The sequence below is a fragment of the Streptomyces sp. ME19-01-6 genome (assembly GCF_033793745.1).
Taxonomy (GTDB): domain Bacteria; phylum Actinomycetota; class Actinomycetes; order Streptomycetales; family Streptomycetaceae; genus Streptomyces.
Map to the genome: position 1 here is coordinate 72,554 of NZ_JARAXF010000043.1, position 14,863 is coordinate 87,416.

17 protein-coding genes and 2 pseudogenes are annotated in these 14,863 nt (G+C 74.8%); 11 read left to right on the forward strand and 8 right to left on the reverse strand.

The features are described from left to right. The first annotated feature begins 10 nt into the window (after positions 1-10). The 5 genes from PV419_RS47795 to PV419_RS47815 all read left to right on the forward strand — a co-directional run bounded on the left by PV419_RS47795 (position 11) and on the right by PV419_RS47815 (position 5,635). Positions 11-985 carry a glycosyltransferase gene (locus PV419_RS47795; RefSeq protein WP_319699959.1) on the forward strand — a complete coding sequence of 325 codons (975 nt, stop codon included), beginning with the start codon at positions 11-13 and terminating at the stop codon, positions 983-985. Further along, positions 985-2,226 (forward strand): glycosyltransferase, encoded by a 1,242-nt coding sequence (locus PV419_RS47800; RefSeq protein ID WP_319699961.1) that lies wholly within the window; start codon positions 985-987, stop codon positions 2,224-2,226. The genes PV419_RS47795 and PV419_RS47800 overlap by 1 nt, the downstream gene beginning before the upstream one ends. 142 nt (positions 2,227-2,368) lie before the next feature. Next, positions 2,369-3,004 (forward strand): SIS domain-containing protein, encoded by a 636-nt coding sequence (locus tag PV419_RS47805; RefSeq protein WP_319699963.1) that lies wholly within the window; start codon positions 2,369-2,371, stop codon positions 3,002-3,004. Positions 3,005-3,065: 61 nt separating this feature from the next. Then, complete coding sequence (gene rfaE2, locus PV419_RS47810) at positions 3,066-4,580, forward strand: D-glycero-beta-D-manno-heptose 1-phosphate adenylyltransferase (RefSeq protein ID WP_319699965.1); 1,515 nt, start codon at positions 3,066-3,068, stop codon at positions 4,578-4,580. Then, a complete protein-coding gene (locus PV419_RS47815; RefSeq protein ID WP_415925528.1) occupies positions 4,577-5,635 on the forward strand; it encodes a glycosyltransferase family 9 protein in 1,059 nt (352 codons plus the stop codon). Before rfaE2 ends, PV419_RS47815 begins: the two co-directional genes overlap by 4 nt. Positions 5,636-5,727: 92 nt before the next feature. Here the strand turns inward: PV419_RS47815 and PV419_RS47820 are convergent, their stop codons facing one another. From PV419_RS47820 to PV419_RS47830, 3 genes are all read right to left on the reverse strand, one after another. Continuing rightward, positions 5,728-6,135: a ChaB family protein gene (locus PV419_RS47820; protein WP_319699966.1), complete on the reverse strand. Its 408-nt coding sequence runs from the start codon at positions 6,133-6,135 to the stop codon at positions 5,728-5,730. An 83-nt stretch (positions 6,136-6,218) separates the two neighbouring features. After that, positions 6,219-7,508 carry a zinc-dependent alcohol dehydrogenase gene (locus tag PV419_RS47825; protein ID WP_319699968.1) on the reverse strand — a complete coding sequence of 430 codons (1,290 nt, stop codon included), beginning with the start codon at positions 7,506-7,508 and terminating at the stop codon, positions 6,219-6,221. Between the two features lie 89 nt (positions 7,509-7,597). Next, a complete protein-coding gene (locus PV419_RS47830) occupies positions 7,598-8,143 on the reverse strand; it encodes a GNAT family N-acetyltransferase (RefSeq protein WP_415925529.1) in 546 nt (181 codons plus the stop codon). Between the two features lie 79 nt (positions 8,144-8,222). On the opposite strand from PV419_RS47830, the gene PV419_RS47835 reads away from it, so the two are divergent. Then, the gene (locus PV419_RS47835) at positions 8,223-8,816 is read left to right on the forward strand and encodes an XRE family transcriptional regulator (protein ID WP_319699972.1); all 594 of its coding nucleotides are present in this window, start codon (positions 8,223-8,225) and stop codon (positions 8,814-8,816) included. Between the two features lie 63 nt (positions 8,817-8,879). On the opposite strand, the gene PV419_RS47840 is transcribed toward PV419_RS47835, so the two are convergent. The 4 genes and pseudogenes from PV419_RS47840 to PV419_RS47855 all read right to left on the reverse strand — a co-directional run. Then, on the reverse strand, positions 8,880-9,173 hold the full coding sequence (locus tag PV419_RS47840; protein WP_415925530.1) for a hypothetical protein: 294 nt from the start codon (positions 9,171-9,173) through the stop codon (positions 8,880-8,882). After that, complete coding sequence (locus tag PV419_RS47845; protein WP_319699974.1) at positions 9,160-9,798, reverse strand: aldolase/citrate lyase family protein; 639 nt, start codon at positions 9,796-9,798, stop codon at positions 9,160-9,162. The genes PV419_RS47840 and PV419_RS47845 overlap by 14 nt, the downstream gene beginning before the upstream one ends. Then, positions 9,771-10,061, reverse strand: a complete 291-nt coding sequence (locus PV419_RS47850; protein WP_319699976.1) for an aldolase/citrate lyase family protein — start codon at positions 10,059-10,061, stop codon at positions 9,771-9,773. Before PV419_RS47850 ends, PV419_RS47845 begins: the two co-directional genes overlap by 28 nt. Before the next feature lie 20 nt (positions 10,062-10,081). After that, positions 10,082-10,213, reverse strand: a pseudogene (locus PV419_RS47855) (aminotransferase class I and II); the annotation flags it as partial. Positions 10,214-10,326: 113 nt separating this feature from the next. Here PV419_RS47855 and PV419_RS47860 point away from each other — a divergent pair. The 5 genes and pseudogenes from PV419_RS47860 to PV419_RS47880 form a co-directional block, all read left to right on the forward strand. Next, a pseudogene (locus PV419_RS47860) lies at positions 10,327-10,650 on the forward strand (M24 family metallopeptidase); the annotation flags it as partial. A gap of 207 nt (positions 10,651-10,857) precedes the next feature. Beyond that, positions 10,858-11,511 (forward strand): peptide deformylase, encoded by a 654-nt coding sequence (locus PV419_RS47865; protein ID WP_319699978.1) that lies wholly within the window; start codon positions 10,858-10,860, stop codon positions 11,509-11,511. 214 nt (positions 11,512-11,725) lie between these two features. Then, a complete protein-coding gene (locus tag PV419_RS47870; RefSeq protein ID WP_319699980.1) occupies positions 11,726-12,484 on the forward strand; it encodes a GNAT family N-acetyltransferase in 759 nt (252 codons plus the stop codon). Between the two features lie 89 nt (positions 12,485-12,573). Beyond that, positions 12,574-13,329 carry a lysophospholipid acyltransferase family protein gene (locus PV419_RS47875; RefSeq protein ID WP_319699981.1) on the forward strand — a complete coding sequence of 252 codons (756 nt, stop codon included), beginning with the start codon at positions 12,574-12,576 and terminating at the stop codon, positions 13,327-13,329. Positions 13,330-13,600: 271 nt separating this feature from the next. Then, positions 13,601-14,176 carry a helix-turn-helix transcriptional regulator gene (locus PV419_RS47880; RefSeq protein WP_319699983.1) on the forward strand — a complete coding sequence of 192 codons (576 nt, stop codon included), beginning with the start codon at positions 13,601-13,603 and terminating at the stop codon, positions 14,174-14,176. Positions 14,177-14,388: 212 nt separating this feature from the next. Here the strand turns inward: PV419_RS47880 and PV419_RS47885 are convergent, their stop codons facing one another. Next, positions 14,389-14,739 carry a hypothetical protein gene (locus PV419_RS47885; protein ID WP_319699985.1) on the reverse strand — a complete coding sequence of 117 codons (351 nt, stop codon included), beginning with the start codon at positions 14,737-14,739 and terminating at the stop codon, positions 14,389-14,391. Positions 14,740-14,863: the final 124 nt, after the last annotated feature.

Sequence of the window (14,863 nt, forward strand, 5' to 3'; positions counted from 1 at the left end):
AGGTGAGCGCATGAACATCCTGATCTGGCATGTGCACGGCTCCTGGACCACCGCGTTCGTCCAGGGCCCGCACCGCTACCTGGTGCCGGTCCTCCCCGACCGCGGGCCGGACGGCCTCGGCCGCGCCCGCACATATCCCTGGCCCGCCTCGGTCGCCGAGCTGAGCCCCGTACGGCTGCGGGACGCCCAGGTCGACCTGGTGGTCCTCCAACGGCCGCACGAGGCCGCCCTCGCCGAGTGCTGGCTGGGCGGCCGCCGCCCCGGGCGCGATGTGCCCGCCGTCTACGTGGAGCACAACGCGCCGGACGGCGACGTCCCCCACACCCGCCACCCCTGCGCCGACCGGGACGACCTGCGCGGCGTGACCCTGGTGCACGTCACCCACTTCAACCGGCTCCTGTGGAACAGCGGCACCGCCCCCACCACCGTCGTCGAGCACGGCGTCGTCGACCCGGGCCACCGGTACACCGGGGAGCTGGACCGCGCCGCCGTCGTCGTCAACGACCCGGTCCGGCGGGGCCGCACCACCGGCACCGACCTGCTGCCCGCGCTGAGCCGGGCGGCGCCCCTCGACGTCTTCGGCATGCGCACGGAACGGCTCGCCGCCCACCTGGGGGTGACCGGGGACCGTCTGCGCTGCGCGGACCTGCCGCAGGCCCGGCTGCACACCGAGATGGCCCGCCGCCGCCTGTATCTGCACCCGGTGCGCTGGACCTCGCTCGGGCTGGCCCTCCTGGAGGCCATGCACCTGGGCATGCCCGTCGTCGGGCTGGCCACCACCGAGGCGGTCGAGGCGGTGCCCGAGGGCGCCGGTGTGCTCTCCACCCGCCCCGAGGCCCTGGCCCACGCCGCCCGGAGCTATCTCCACGAGCCGCGGGCGGCGGCCGAGGACGGGGCGCGGGCCCGCCGCGCGGCGCTCGACCGGTACGGTCTCAAACGCTTCCTGGACGACTGGGAACGGCTGCTGGACGAGGTGACCCGCTGATGCCGGAGCTGATCCCCCGCGACGGCCTGGCCATCGCCCTCGTCTCGGAACACGCCAGCCCGCTCGCCGCGCTGGGCGGGGCGGACGCCGGAGGCCAGAACGTCCACGTCGCCCAGCTCGCGGCGGCGCTCGCCGAACGGGGCCACCGCGTCACCGTCTACACCCGCCGGGACCGGCCGGACCTGGCGCCGGCCGTGCCGCTGCGGCCGGGCGTCATGCTGCGGCATGTGCCCGCCGGGCCGCCGCGCGCCGTGCCCAAGGACGAACTGCTCCCCTACATGCCGGACTTCGGCCGGTGCCTGGCACGGTGGTGGCGCGACGAGCCGCCCGATCTGGCCCACTCGCACTTCTGGATGTCCGGCCTCGCCACCCTCCAGGCGGTGCGCGAGCTCGACCTGCCGTTCACGCACACCTACCACGCCCTCGGCACGGTCAAGCGACGTCACCAGCGGAACGCCGACACCAGCCCGCCGAGCCGTATCGGCTGCGAGACCGAGGTCGGCGAGGCCTGCGACCGCATCATCGCCACCTGCCGGGACGAAGTGGCCGAACTCGCCGCGATGGGCCTGCCGGTCGAGCGCGCCGCCGTCGTGCCGTGCGGCGTGGACACCGACCGTTTCACCCCCGAGGGGCCGACCGCGCCCCGCCGCTCCCGGCGCCCTCTGCTGGTGCAGGTGGGCCGGCTGGTGCCGCGCAAGGGCGCCGAGATCTCCCTGGCCGCCCTCGCCCTGCTGCCGGAGGCCGAGTTGGTCATCGCGGGCGGCCCGCCGCCCGGCCGCCTCGACGACGACCCGGAGGTGGGCCGGCTGCGCGCCCTCGCCCGCCGGCTGCGGGTCGCCGACCGGGTCCGGTTCACCGGCGGGCTGCCCCGCGAGCAGGTGCCGGCGCTGCTGCGCGGCGCCGACGTGGCCCTGTGCCCGGCGGACTACGAGCCGTTCGGCATCGTGCCACTGGAGGCCATGGGGTGCGGGACGCCCGTGGTCGCCAGCGCCGTCGGCGGACAGCGGGACACCGTCGTCGACCCCGGCACCGGCCGGCTCGTCCCGCCGCGCGACCCGATCGCCCTGGCCGAGGCCGTAGGCGAGCTGCTGGGCGACCCGGGTCTACGTGCCGCCTGCGGCAGCGCGGGCCGCCGCCGGGTGCTGGCCCGCTACGGCTGGGACCGCGTCGCGGCCGCGACCGAAGACATCTACCGCGAGGTGCTGGCCCGGCGCCCGGCCCAGGTCCGCGGAGCGGCATGAACCGACCCCGCTGCCCGCTCTTTACGGGGGCTCTGTTCGCCTCTGGGGCTGCCTCGGCCCCTTCGGCTCACGCTCCCGAACACCCCCGAGCCCCGGGAAGGGAGGCAGGGGCCGCACGGCCGTCCGGCCGGCCCCGTACGCCATGACCGATTCGCTGCGCGCGGCACACGCGCACTGCCAGTCGCTGCAGGACGCGCTGAGCCGCCTCCGGGAACACGGCCTCGGCCAGGTCGCCGCCTGGGGCCGCCAGCTGGCCGCCGTACTGCCGGTCGGCGGGCGGCTGCTGGCGGCGGGGAACGGCGGCAGCGCCGCCCAGGCCCAGCATCTGACCGCCGAGCTCGTCGGCCGCTACCGGGACGAGCGCCCGGCGTACTCCGCCATCGCGCTGCACACCGACACCTCCAGCGTGACCGCCATCGGCAACGACTACGGCTTCGAGGAGCTGTACGCGCGGCAGGTCGCCGCCCACGGACGCCCCGGGGACGTGCTGGTCCTGATGTCGACCTCGGGGCGCAGCGCCAACCTGCTCGGGGCCGCGGACACCGGCCGGGCGGCCGGGCTGCGAGTGTGGGCGCTGACCGGCCCCCGTCCGAATCCGCTGGCCGCGAGCGCCGACGAGGCGCTGTGCATCGGCTCCGATTCCACCGCCACCGTCCAGGAGGCCCACCTGGTGGCGCTGCACCTGATGTGTGAGGCGTTCGACGCGGCGGCGGGTCACCGGCCCGCCTCGGCCGCGGCCGGGGCGCCATGGGGGTCGTGGGGCCGGGGCGCGGCATGACCCCGCGCCGCTGCCGTAACCCCGCCGGACCACGCACTCCCACCCCGCCCCGGAGGTGCCCATGACCGCCCAGCGCCCGCTCGTCGTCGTCGGCGACGCTCTTCTGGACCAGGATCTCGACGGCGAGGCCACCCGGCTGGCGCCCGACGCCCCCGCCCCGGTCGTCGATGTCGTGGCGGACCGCACCCGGCCCGGCGGCGCGGGGCTGGCCGCTGTCCTCGCCGCCCGCCACGGCCGGGAGGTGGTGCTGGTCACCGCGCTGGGCGGCGACCCGGCCAGCGCGGCGGTACGTGCGGCGCTGGAGCCGCGGGTCCGGCTGGTCGAGCTGCCGCTGGACGGCAGCCTGCCGGTCAAGACCCGGGTCCGCGCCGGGGGCCGCCCGCTGGTGCGCGTCGACCGCGGCGGCGGCACCCCCGGCCCGCCGGGCGGGGCCGCGGGCACGGTGCTCCGCGAGGCCTGTGCCGTCCTGGTCTCCGACTACGGCCGGGGCACGGCCGCCGCGCTGCGGCCCCTGCTGGCCGAGGCCGCCCGCGGCCGCCCCTTCGTCTGGGACCCCCACCCGCGCGGGGCGCACCCCGTGCCGGGGGTGCGGCTGGCCACGCCCAACGCCGCGGAGGCGCGCGCCTGGTCCGCCCCGGACCGTGTGGCAGCAGAGGACGACTCGCTGCGCGCCCACGGCGTCCGTGGCGCGCGGCTCGCGGAGCGCTGGCGGGCCGCGGCGGTGACGATCACGCTGGGCGGGCGCGGCGCGATCCTCACCCGCGCGGGCAGCGGCGATCCGATGTATCTTCCCGCGCCCTACGCGGCCGACGGCGACCCCTGCGGAGCGGGCGACTGCTTCGCCGTAACGGCGGTGACCGCGCTCGCGGACGGGGGGCTGCCCGAGGAGGCGGTCCAGCGGGCCGTCGCCGAGGCCACGGCATTCGTGGCGGCGGGCGGGGCGGACGACGCCGCCCTCTGGGACGGTGCCCCGCGGGACGGTCACAGGGGGAACGGTCACAGGGGGAACGCTGACGAATGGGGCGGTGACGGATGGGGCGGGCTCGCGGGCCGTGCCGATGGCGCGGGGGATCCGCCGCCCGCCGACGCCCTCCACCGGCTGCCGCTGGGAGGCGCCCTCTGCCTCGCCGAGTCCGTACGCGCCCGCGGCGGCACCGTCGTGGCCACCGGAGGCTGCTTCGACCTGCTGCACGCCGGCCATGTCGGGCTGCTGCAGAACGCCCGGCGCACTGGCGACTGCCTCATCGTGTGCGTCAACTCCGACGCCTCGGTCCGCCGTCTGAAGGGCCCGGGCCGGCCGATCACCCCGCTGGCCGACCGGGTGCGCGTGCTGGCCGGGCTCGGCTGTGTCGACGCGGTCGCCGTCTTCCACGAGGACACTCCGGAGGCCGTGCTGCGCGTCCTGCGCCCGGACGTCTGGGTCAAGGGCGGTGACTACAGCGTGGACGCGCTGCCGGAGACCGCCGTGCTGCGCGAGTGGGGCGGGCAGGCGCTCGTCCTGCCGTATCTGGACGGCCGTTCCACCACCGAACTCGCCCGCCGGGCCGCCCGCGCCCCCGCCCGGCCCCGCCCGTGACCGAGCCGTATCGCCGCCGGCCGCAGACGCCGAGGGCCGGGACCGGCCACCGGCCCGCCCCGGGCCGCGCCCGCGGGGCGGCCCGCCCGCGGCTGGTGGTGCTGCGCGCGCTGGGCCTGGGCGATCTGCTCACCGCCGTCCCGGCGCTGCGCGCGCTTCGCCGGGCGTACCCGGGGCACGAGTTGCTGCTGGCCGCGCCCGCCCGGATGGCGGAGGCGGCAGCCGCCACCGGAGTGGTGGACCATCTGCTGCCCGCCGAGGCCCCGGGCCGGGCGGTGCCCCGCCGGATCGAGTGGCGCGGGCCGCCGCCCGACCTCGCGGTGGATCTGCACGGCAACGGCCCGCCCAGCCATCTGCTGCTGCGGGGGCTGCGGCCCGTGCGGCTGTTCGCGTACCGGCACCCCGGCACGCCGGAGCTGCCCGGTCCGGTGTGGCGCGAGGACGAACACGAGCGGGACCGCTGGTGCCGCCTGCTGGCCTGGTACGGCGTCCCGGCCGACCCCGCCGATCTGCGGCTTCCGGCCCCCTGCCGCCCCTCCCCCGCCCCGGGCGCGGTGGTCGTGCACCCGGGCGCGGACGCGGCGGCCCGGCGCTGGCCCGCCGCGCGGTTCGCGGCCGTGGCCCGCGCGCTGAGCGCGGCCGGGCACCGGGTGGTGATCACCGCGGGCGACGGGGAGGGGCCGCTGGCCCGCGCGGTGGCACGGGCGGCCGGGCTGCCGTCCTCCCGCGTGCTGGGGGGCGCGGCGGATGTGCCGTTCGCCGAACTGTCCGCGCTCGTTGCCGGAGCCCGGGCGGTGATCGTCGGGGACACCGGTCTCGCGCATCTGGCCACCGCCCACGGCACGCCGTCCGCGGTGCTGTTCGGCCCGGTGGCCCCGCGTCTGTGGGGGCCACCGGGGTCCCCGCTGCACCGCACGCTGTGGCACGACACCACGGGCGGCGAGGCCCGGCCGGGCGACGCGCACGGCGACCGCCCCGACGAGCGGCTGCTGCGCATCACGGTGGCCGAGGTGCTGGAGGCCGTCGGCCGCCTGCCCGAACCCGGCGGGCGCTGACCCGCGTCCGCACCACCGCCCCTGACCCCGCCACGGGGTCAGGGGCGGTGGTGCGGACGGCTGGTGCGGGGGTGTCCGGGGGTGTCGGCGCGTCAGCGGTCCTCGCGGGCCTGCCGGGTCGCTGTGCGGTTCTTCTTGCGGATGGCCTCCAGCAGGTCCGGCTTGCTCATCTGGGACCGGCCCTCGACGTCCAGCCGCTTGGCCACGTCGTACAGGTGCTGCTTGGAGGACTGCTCGTCGACCCCCTCGCCGGTGCGGCCACCGGCGCCGCGCGGACGTGCCGACCGCGGGTCGGACGGCCCCTTGCGCCCCTTCTCCTTGCGCTCCCAGTGGTCGCCGATCTTCTCGTACTTGTGCTTGAGGGCGCCGTACGCCACCCGGTGGGCCCGCTCGCCCTCGCCGTACTGTTCGACCGCCGAGTCATGGGCCTTGATCCAGGTGCGCTGGGCGTCCTCTGGGGAGCGTTCCAGCGTCGAGGGAAGCTCCTCGCGTCCAGGCATGGTTGATCACCTCCACTGCTGAACACCTGCCGGGTACCCGCCCGTGGCCGGAAACAACCACCTCCGGGGCGGCCGCGCTCCGGTCAGTCGTGCGCCCCGGCCGTGGTGGCCGCGCCGGTGCCGGCCGCCGCGCCCCGGCCCGGGGCCACGCTGCCGGGTCCGCCGATGCCCAGGGCCACCTTGGTCCAGCCCTGTTCGCGGCGGTCGAAGGCGCGGTATGCCTCGATGGCGTCCTGGGTGCCCGACCAGTGGGTGATCAGCGGGGAGGGGTCGAGCTCGCCGGAGGCGACCATCGAGACCAGATGGGGCAGATAGTGGCGGTGGTGGCAATTGCCCATCTTGACGGTGAGGTTCTTCTGGAACGCCTCGCCGATCGGGAAGTGTTGCGCCTGCGGCGGGTAGACGCCCACGATCCCCAGCGTGCCGGCCTTGGCGGCCATCTGGATGGCCCAGCGGGTGGCCAGCGACGGGGCGTCGCCGGGCCGCCAGGTGCCCTGGTCGTCCGGGTTCTGCTCGGGGGCGGTCTCCCGCACCTCGTGGGCGAACTCCTCCCGCTGCCCGGCCAGGCCGTCGGCCGCGGGGCCGTGGTCCGGGCATGCGGCGTCGATGCCGACGGCGTCGATGACCCGGTCCGCGCCGATGCCACCGGTCAGCTCGCGCACCGCGGACACCGGCTCCTCGGCGTTGAAGTCGACCGTCTCGGCGTGCTGCCGCTGGGCCAGTTCGAGCCGGTCGACGACCCCGTCGACGACGATGACCCGGCCCGCCCCGCGCAGCCGGGCGCAGGAGATCGCGGCCTGTCCGACGGGCCCCGCGCCGAGCACCACGACCGTGTCCCCGGTGCCGATCTCGGCGAGCCCCGCGCCGAACCACGCGGTGGGGTAGATGTCCGAGAGCAGGACGGCCTGCGCGTCGTCCACGGAGTCGGGCAGCGGCACAAGCCCGGTGTGCGCGTACGGGACCCGGGCGTACTCCGCCTGCAGCCCGTCCAGTCCCCCGGCGGGCTCGGGGCCGCCGAAGAAGGTGCTGCCCGCCAGGGGCCCGTGGGGGTTGGCCCGGTCGCACTGGGCGTGGTAGCCGGCCCGGCAGTAGCTGCACACCCCGCAGGCGACCGTGGAGGGGATCACCACCCGGTCGCCGGGGCGGAAGTTGCGCACCCCGCCGGCCACCTCCTCGACGATGCCCACCGCCTCATGGCCGAGGATCCGCCCCTCCCGCATGCCCGTCATGGTGCCCCGCACAAAGTGCAGATCGGTGCCGCAGATCGCCGAGGTGGTGATCCGTACGATCGCGTCATACGCGTCCTGGATCTTGGGTTGATGCACCTCCTCGAGGCGGATGTCGCCGACGGAGTGCCACACGACAGCTTTCATGGTTGCTCTCTTCCTGGGCGACCGGATGGTTGCGGCTACCGGGGTGCCCAGGCGGGAGCGGAGGAAACAGGCGTCAGCGGGCCCGCTCGCTACCAGACGTCGCCGTCGCGCCAGTCGCAGATCAGCTCGGCGGACAGGTCCAGCCGGGCCGCCGCGGGGAAGACGAAGATCCACCCGTCCTCGTCCGCGGTGCGCCTGATGCCCTCGGGGGTGAGCGCCGAGGTCGGCCCCTGCCACCGCTGCCAGCCGCGCGCCAGGTAGAAGTCCCGCCCCTCCTGGCTGGAGGACAGCGCGCCGAGGTCGTACGCGCCGCGCACCACCCGCTCCAACTCCGCCATCAGGGCCGCGCCATGGCCCTGCCGTCGTTTGTCCGCTCGCACCCCGACACCCTCCACATAGCCCGCGCGCAGCGCCCGCCCGCCGTGCAGCAGCCGCCGCTGCACCACGGACGCATGGCCGATCAGCTTGCCGTCCTCCCAGGCCAGGGCGTGGATGCCGCCCAGGGCGTGTTCCCAGTCCTGGTCGCTCAGGTCGCCCTCGAAGACCTCGTACGTGAGGAAGGCTCGTACCGCCTTGAGGCTGGCGGGGTCCAGGTCAGCGGTGTGCGCGGTGCGTACGTCGGTCATGGGCGCCATCGTCACATCCGGCGACCGGGCGGTGCAGCGGAATATCGGCCGCTTGACAAAGCACCGTGCCGGAACGGCAAATGGGAGGGTGTCGCATGACGATTTCGCGAGTGTGCTGACGGGTGTGGGGCCGCGGCTGCGGGCGCTGCGCCAGGCGCGCGGCGCCACGCTGTCCCAGCTGAGCGAGACGACCGGAATCTCGGTGAGCACCCTCTCGCGTCTGGAGTCGGGCCAGCGCAAGCCAACCCTGGAGCTGCTGCTGCCCCTGGCCAAGGCCCATCTGGTGCCGCTGGACGAACTGGTCGGCGCGCCCGCCACCGGCGACCCCCGCATCCATCCGCGGCCCTTCACCCGGCACGGCAGGGTCTTCGTGCCACTGACCCGCCACCTCGGCGGGCTGCACGCCTACAAGATGATCCTGCCGGCCCGGCAGACGTCCGAGGACGCTCGGCCCGAGCAGAAGGTCCACGAAGGATACGAGTGGCTTTATGTGCTCTCCGGCCAGCTGCATGTCGCTCTGGGCGAGAACGACCTCGTCCTCACCGCGGGCGAGGCCGCCGAGTTCGACACCCGTGTCCCCCACGGATTCGCCTGCGCGGGAGACCAGCCCGTCGAGGTTCTGAGCCTCTTCGGAGCGCAGGGCGAGCGGATGCACGTACGGGCCCGCCCCTCGGGCGGCTGACACGGCTCCGGCGCCTCCGGGTGTCGCTCGGCCGGCCCCGGCGGCGTCGCCTCCCTCGCTTCGCTAAACGGCGACCACACAGTCGTCGGAGCTGTTGGTGCCCAGGACACTGACGATCCCGGTGGTGCCATCGCCGAAGAACCGGGAGAACATGCCCGCCGGCCGGCCGCCGAACACCAACGGGCCGAACACCGGGGCGACGTCGACATCGTGTGGCTCCTCCTCGCCGTCGGCGACCATCGCCAGCCGGCAGCTACGGGGCACCACGTACGCCTGCACCACGCTGGTGCCGGTCCCGGCGGCCGTGATGGGCGGGACGTTGCCGGGCCCGGCGGTGGCGCGCTCAGCGACGGTCATGGCCCGCCCCCTCGCCGTTGCCACCCGCGCCGCCGTCCCGGCCGAACCGCTCGGCCCAGGCGTCCCCGCGCGCCACCGTCGCGCGGGCCATCCGGGCGAACGGCGGGCCGACCATGTTCCCGTCCAGGACCGCGATCCCGCCGTCCGCCGCCCGTACGGCCTCCGTCACCCGCCGGGCCATCCGCAGCCCGGCCGGGTCGGGCCGCAGGGCCCGGTTGATCGCGCCCAGTTCGCTCGGATGGACGGTCACCTTGCCGTGGAAGCCCAGCTCGCGCACCCGGTCGATCTCCTCCGCCAGCGTTTCGGGCTCGGCCAGCCGGAAGTTGGCGGTGTCGATCAGGGCGGTGCCGTGCCGGGCGCCGGCCAGGACCATCGCCTGACGGGCCGCGAGCAGGCCCGCCCAGCTGATCTCGATGCCCAGGGCGGCGGCGAGGTCCGCCGAACCGAGGATCAGCCCATCGGAAACCGCCGCGATGGCGTCGATGTCGGCGACGGCCGCCGGGGTCTCCACGGTCACATAGATCTCCGGACGGGTCCCCGCCGAGGCGAGGGTGTCGCGCATCAGCGCCACCACGACCCGGGACTTCACCATCGTCATCACGATGAAGCCGGGCTGACCGGGCATTCGGTGAGCATCACGAGGTCGTGCACCGCCTCGAGGGTGCCCAGCTCATTGACGCGCACGGCGGCGTTCGCGGGCTCCGGCGCCTTCTCCAGCGCCGCCCGGCACACCCTGCGCGCCGCGGCCTTCTCCGGCGGCGGGACGGCGTCCTCCAGGTCGACCAGATGCATATCCGCGTCGTAGGACCACGCCCCCACGACCCGGTCCAGCGACAGCGCGGGCGTGTACAGGATGGAGCGCGAGATCGCCCGGGCGGTGCCCGTCATCTGGCCGCCTCCTGCGGTACGACGATCGGGAAGAACACCAGGGAGACGTAGACCCCGGCCCGGTACACCCGGCGGCCCGCCTCGATGACCGTCTCGTCGCTCATCGGCACGACGCGGATCGGGAAGGTCGCCCCGCTCTGCTCGGTCTCGATGTGACCGAGCGGACGTCCGAGAGCCAGGAGGCCGAGCAGGAACTCCAGGCTCCGCAGGCCCCGAGGGCGAACAGACCGAGACCTTAAAGCCACGCGAGAACGGCCTGTCGGGGGACAAGGCCCTCGAACTCGGCATGCAGCGCCGCTGGACCCTGCACGGCACCGGCCACATGCTCGGGCTCGACGTCCACGACTGCGCCGCGGCCCGCACCGAGATGTACGTCAACGGCACGCTGGAGCCCGGGATGGTGCTCACCGCCGAGCCCGGGCTGTACTTCCAGCCCGACGACCTGACCGTGCCCGAGGAGTACTGAGGCATCGGGGTGCGGATCGAGGACGACATCCTCGTCACCGAGGACGGCACCGAGGAACTCTCGGCCGGCCTGCCCCGGCAGGCGGACGAGGTCGAGGCATGGATGGCCGGTCTGAAGGCCTGATGCGGCGAGGCTGCCGCCCCGCGGCGCACAACGGGGAGAGTCACCGCGGAGCGGCAGCCGGTCCGGGCCGACGTGACCCGGGAGAGCCCCCGGGGGGCGTGGGTTCCCCGAAGGCTCGCCGAAGAGTACGGACCACGGCCCCGTATTGTTCAGCCTTCCACTACATTCGGTTTGCCGCGGCGGCCCGGCCCTTGCCAGGCTGTCCCCATGCCGACCACCCCGCTGCCCGAGCTCGTCGACGAACTCCTCGCCGGCCCCTGCCCCTTGCCCATCGTCTCCGCGGGCGTCCCGGTCCTGCGCCGGCCCGCCCTCCCGTACGAGGGGCAGCTGTCCGCCGAGCAGCTGGACCGGCTGGTGCGGGCGATGCGGGAGACCATGCACGCCGCCCCGGGCGTGGGCCTGGCCGCCCCGCAGATCGGCGTTCCCCTGCGGATCGCGGTCATCGAGGACCCGGCAGAGGTGGGCGCGGAGGTGCGGGAGGCGCGCGGGCGGGTGCCGCAGCCCTTCCGGGTTCTGGTCAACCCGTCGTACGAGCCGGTGGGCGACCCCGGCCGCCGGGCGGCGTTCTTCGAGGGCTGCCTCAGCGTGCCCGGGTGGCAGGCCGTGGTCGCCCGCCCCGAGCGGATCCGGCTGCGGGGGCAGGAGGAGCGGGGGCGCGAGCTGGACGAGGAGTTCGCGGGGTGGCCCGCGCGCATCGTCCAGCACGAGACGGACCACCTCGACGGCACGCTCTACCTCGACCGGGCCGAGACCCGCTCGCTCGCCTCGGCGCGATCCGTCGCCGAACTGTGGTCCCAGCCCACCCCCGTCGACGCGGCCCAGGCCCTCGGCTTCCCCCTGCCGGACTCCGCCGAGCGGTGAACCCTGTCCCGGGCGGCACATGGGCGTCGCCCGGGTGGACAGCGCGTGCGCCCTGATGGACATCGCGTGTCGCGCCCGCGGTGGCACACGTTCGTCACCGACCGGCAGTCGTCGAATCACCGTCCGGACACTGCCGCGTTCTCGTGCCAGGGCAACACTGGCGAAGCCATTCCAGGCCTTCGCTGGTGCTCGATTCCCTGAACGGAGAACAGGAATGCCCGTGCTCTCGACAACCCCGGTTCCGGCGGACGCCGGCTCCTACGTCACCTCGATCGCGGACACCGAAGAGCAGATCCACGCCGCCCAGCGGCTGCGTTACCAGGTCTTCGGACAGGAAAAGGGGGCCCGGCTGCACACCGCCGTCGCCGACCGGGACGTGGACGAGTTCGACGCGGTCATGGACCATCTGATCGTCACCGACACGGCGACGGACACCGTGGTCGGCACCTACCGGCTGCTGCCGCCCGGGCGCGGCGAGCGGCTGTTCTCGGACACCGAGTTCGACCTGCACGGGCTCCCCGCCGAGGTCCGCTCGTCGATGGTCGAGGCGGGCCGGGCCTGTGTCCACCCCGACCACCGCTCGGGCGCGGTGATCAACCTGATGTGGGCCGGGCTCGCCCGGTATGTGCTGCTGTCAGGACACCGCTATCTCGCGGGCTGCGCCTCGGTCCCGCTGGCCGACGGCGGACAGGCCGCGGCGAACGCCTGGCTGCTGGGCACCACCCGGCACGCCGCGCCCGCCGAGGTGCGGGTACGCCCGCGCGACCCCTGGATGCCCACCCGGGCGCTGGTCGCCGAGCCGAGCTACGCCGCGCTGCCGCCCCTGCTGCGCGGCTATCTGCGGATCGGCGCCTGGATGTGCGGGGCGCCGCAACACGAGCGGGACTTCGACGACGCCGACTTCTTCGTGCTGCTGGACGCGGAGCGGATGAACGACCGCCATCGGCGCTACTTCCTGGGCGAGCCCCGATGACTCTCCCGGTGCGGGAGCCCTCGCACACGGGGGTCGCGGGGGCCGCCTGGTCCGCGTGGGCCGCCTGGTCACCGTGTACCGCCCGCTGTGTGGCGCACACCGCCGCGCGCGTACCGGCCGCGCGGGCGGCCGGGCGCACCGCGTCCTTCGCCCGGGTGGCGGCGGGGGCGCTGCTGCGCGGCGGGCGGCTCGCCGAGCCCGACACGCTGCGCGCCCACGCCGCGGCGGTGCTGGGCGCCCTGGACATCCGGCTGGAGGTGCACGGCGGGCCGCTGAGCGTACGGGGCCACCCGGGCACTCTGGTCGTCGCGAACCACATCTCCTGGCTGGACATCATCGCCCTGCTCGCCGTGGAGCCGGTGACCATGCTGGCCAAGCGGGAGGTCGGGCAGTGGCCGGTGGTCGGCTCGCTGGTGCGGCGGGCGGGCACGCTGTTCATCGACCGCGGCACCCTGCGCGGGCTGCCGGACACCGTCGCGACGGTGTCCGGGCGCCTGCGCTCCGGCCACTCGGTCATGGTCTTCCCACAGGGCGTCACCTGGTGTGCGGGGACGGGCGGCCGCTTCAGACGGGCCACCTTCCAGGCGGCGCTCGACGCGGGGGCGCCGGTCCGGCCGGTGACCCTGGACTACTTCCAGCACGGAGCGCCGACCACGGTGGCCGCCTTCGTCGGCGAGGACGACTTCGGCAGCTCCGTGCGGCGGGTCCTGGGCGCCGCCGGGCTGACGGTGCGGGTGCGGATACACCAACCGCTGTCGGCCCTGCCGGGCGTGGACGACCGGCGGACCCTCGCCGCGCGGGCCCAGGCTGCGGTGTGCGGCGCGGAGCTGTCCGCACACGGCTGACCCCGGGCTCCCAGCGGGTGAGGATGGGCAACTCGATGGGCAACTTCATTCGGGCAGAAACGGGCACAAGTCTTTCGGATACGGTCAGGGACAACGGGGCGTGGCATTGGTATACACCTTGAAGCGGACCTAAACACCCGTCACCAGACTCCACAGCCGTTGCCGATACGAGAGAAAGTGGTGACTACCCTTGGCTGCCCACCCCCACACTGCCCAGGTCACCCCCGATCGCACCAGAGCACCCGAAAGGGCCGGCCGGTCTGCCACCGGCATGGCCACGCTCACCTCCGATCTGCGGGTCCTCGCGGGCGACGACGACTTCTTCCGCCACTTCGGCGGTTCGTCGACGGAGTTGTGCGGCCGCGACCTGTTCGATCTGCTGCACCCCAGCGCGCCTTCCGTCCTGCGGGAGCACTTCTCGCGCCTGCACGACGGGCGTCGCACCCGCTTCACCGAGCGCGTCGTCGGATGCCGCACGGACGGCCAGGTGTTCTCCGGCGATCTGACCGGCACGGCCATCGAGGGCCCCTCGGACCAGCTGTCCGCCATCGTCGTACTGGTCAAGCCGGACGACGAGGCGGCCACCGACGAAGCGGCCGCGCTGCGGCGGCCGTTGCTCTCCCCCCTGGAGGCCCGGATACTCGAAGGGGTGGCCACCGGCGCCTCCACCGTGCAGCTTGCCTCCAAGCTCTATCTGAGCAGGCAGGGCGTCGAATACCACGTGAGCTCAATGCTGCGGAAGCTCAAGGCGCCCAACCGCGCGGCCCTGGTGTCCCGCGCCTACGCGGCAGGAATGCTGATGGTGGGCACCTGGCCGGCCCGAGTGCTCCCGGACTTCGTCAAGTAGCCCCCTTTTTCAAGGCTCGGTTCACCTCCGGAGCGCCTCAGCTGTCGACGGTCGACCACGCGGCGGTAGTCGGCTGCAATCGATTGCGGCTCCGCCGCGTGGCGATTGCAGCCTCAGGGCCTGCGTGCGCGCTCCCTTTCACTGCGCACATCAGCGCCTCCGGCGCGGGCGGCCGCGCCCCTTCGGCTCGCCCCCGGCCAGGGTGTCCGCCGCTACCCCGCGGCGAGCGTGGCGGCGACGACGGTCAGGGCGATTACGCCGAGCAGGGCGGCCACCAGCAGCCGGAGCCGCAGTCGGTGGTAGATCTGCTGGTACTCCACGCGCAGTTCCTCGCCGCGCCGCGCCACTTTGCGCAGGGTCTGCTCGGTGAGGTCCCACTGGTCCTGTGCGTAGAGGCGTTCGACCTCCTCGCGCTGGGCGACGGTCAGCCAGTCCAGCCGGCCCGCGAACCGGCGCGCGCGGTCCGAGGTCCGGTCGCGTTCCGCCTGGAGCAGCAGATAGCCCTCGAGTTGGTTGATGCCCATGGCGATGTCGCCGGGGCGCGGGGCGCCGGCCCCGCTCATGCCCCTCTCCCCCGCTCAGTCCCGGCGCGCTCCAACGCACGGGCTTCCCTCGTCACTGCTCGCTCCTCCGTCGCTGCGCGGCTCCTCAGTCCAGCCCGCGCAGCGCACCAAGACACGCACCCCT

What these genes read in the sequence shown, in the direction of transcription:
- PV419_RS47800 (WP_319699961.1), top strand. Translation starts at nt 985, where the DNA reads ATGCCGGAGCTGATCCCCCGCGACGGCCTGGCCATCGCCCTCGTCTCG.
- PV419_RS47820 (WP_319699966.1), bottom strand. Translation starts at nt 6,135, where the DNA reads ATGCCTGGACGCGAGGAGCTTCCCTCGACGCTGGAACGCTCCCCAGAG.
- PV419_RS47825 (WP_319699968.1), bottom strand. Translation starts at nt 7,508, where the DNA reads ATGAAAGCTGTCGTGTGGCACTCCGTCGGCGACATCCGCCTCGAGGAG.
- PV419_RS47880 (WP_319699983.1), top strand. Translation starts at nt 13,601, where the DNA reads ATGGCCACGCTCACCTCCGATCTGCGGGTCCTCGCGGGCGACGACGAC.
- PV419_RS47850 (WP_319699976.1), bottom strand. Translation starts at nt 10,061, where the DNA reads ATGACGGGCACCGCCCGGGCGATCTCGCGCTCCATCCTGTACACGCCC.
- rfaE2 (WP_319699965.1), top strand. Translation starts at nt 3,066, where the DNA reads ATGACCGCCCAGCGCCCGCTCGTCGTCGTCGGCGACGCTCTTCTGGAC.
- PV419_RS47795 (WP_319699959.1), top strand. Translation starts at nt 11, where the DNA reads ATGAACATCCTGATCTGGCATGTGCACGGCTCCTGGACCACCGCGTTC.
- PV419_RS47865 (WP_319699978.1), top strand. Translation starts at nt 10,858, where the DNA reads ATGCCGACCACCCCGCTGCCCGAGCTCGTCGACGAACTCCTCGCCGGC.
- PV419_RS47805 (WP_319699963.1), top strand. Translation starts at nt 2,369, where the DNA reads ATGACCGATTCGCTGCGCGCGGCACACGCGCACTGCCAGTCGCTGCAG.
- PV419_RS47840 (WP_415925530.1), bottom strand. Translation starts at nt 9,173, where the DNA reads ATGACCGTCGCTGAGCGCGCCACCGCCGGGCCCGGCAACGTCCCGCCC.
- PV419_RS47830 (WP_415925529.1), bottom strand. Translation starts at nt 8,143, where the DNA reads ATGGCGCCCATGACCGACGTACGCACCGCGCACACCGCTGACCTGGAC.
- PV419_RS47845 (WP_319699974.1), bottom strand. Translation starts at nt 9,798, where the DNA reads ATGCCCGGTCAGCCCGGCTTCATCGTGATGACGATGGTGAAGTCCCGG.
- PV419_RS47870 (WP_319699980.1), top strand. Translation starts at nt 11,726, where the DNA reads ATGCCCGTGCTCTCGACAACCCCGGTTCCGGCGGACGCCGGCTCCTAC.
- PV419_RS47885 (WP_319699985.1), bottom strand. Translation starts at nt 14,739, where the DNA reads ATGAGCGGGGCCGGCGCCCCGCGCCCCGGCGACATCGCCATGGGCATC.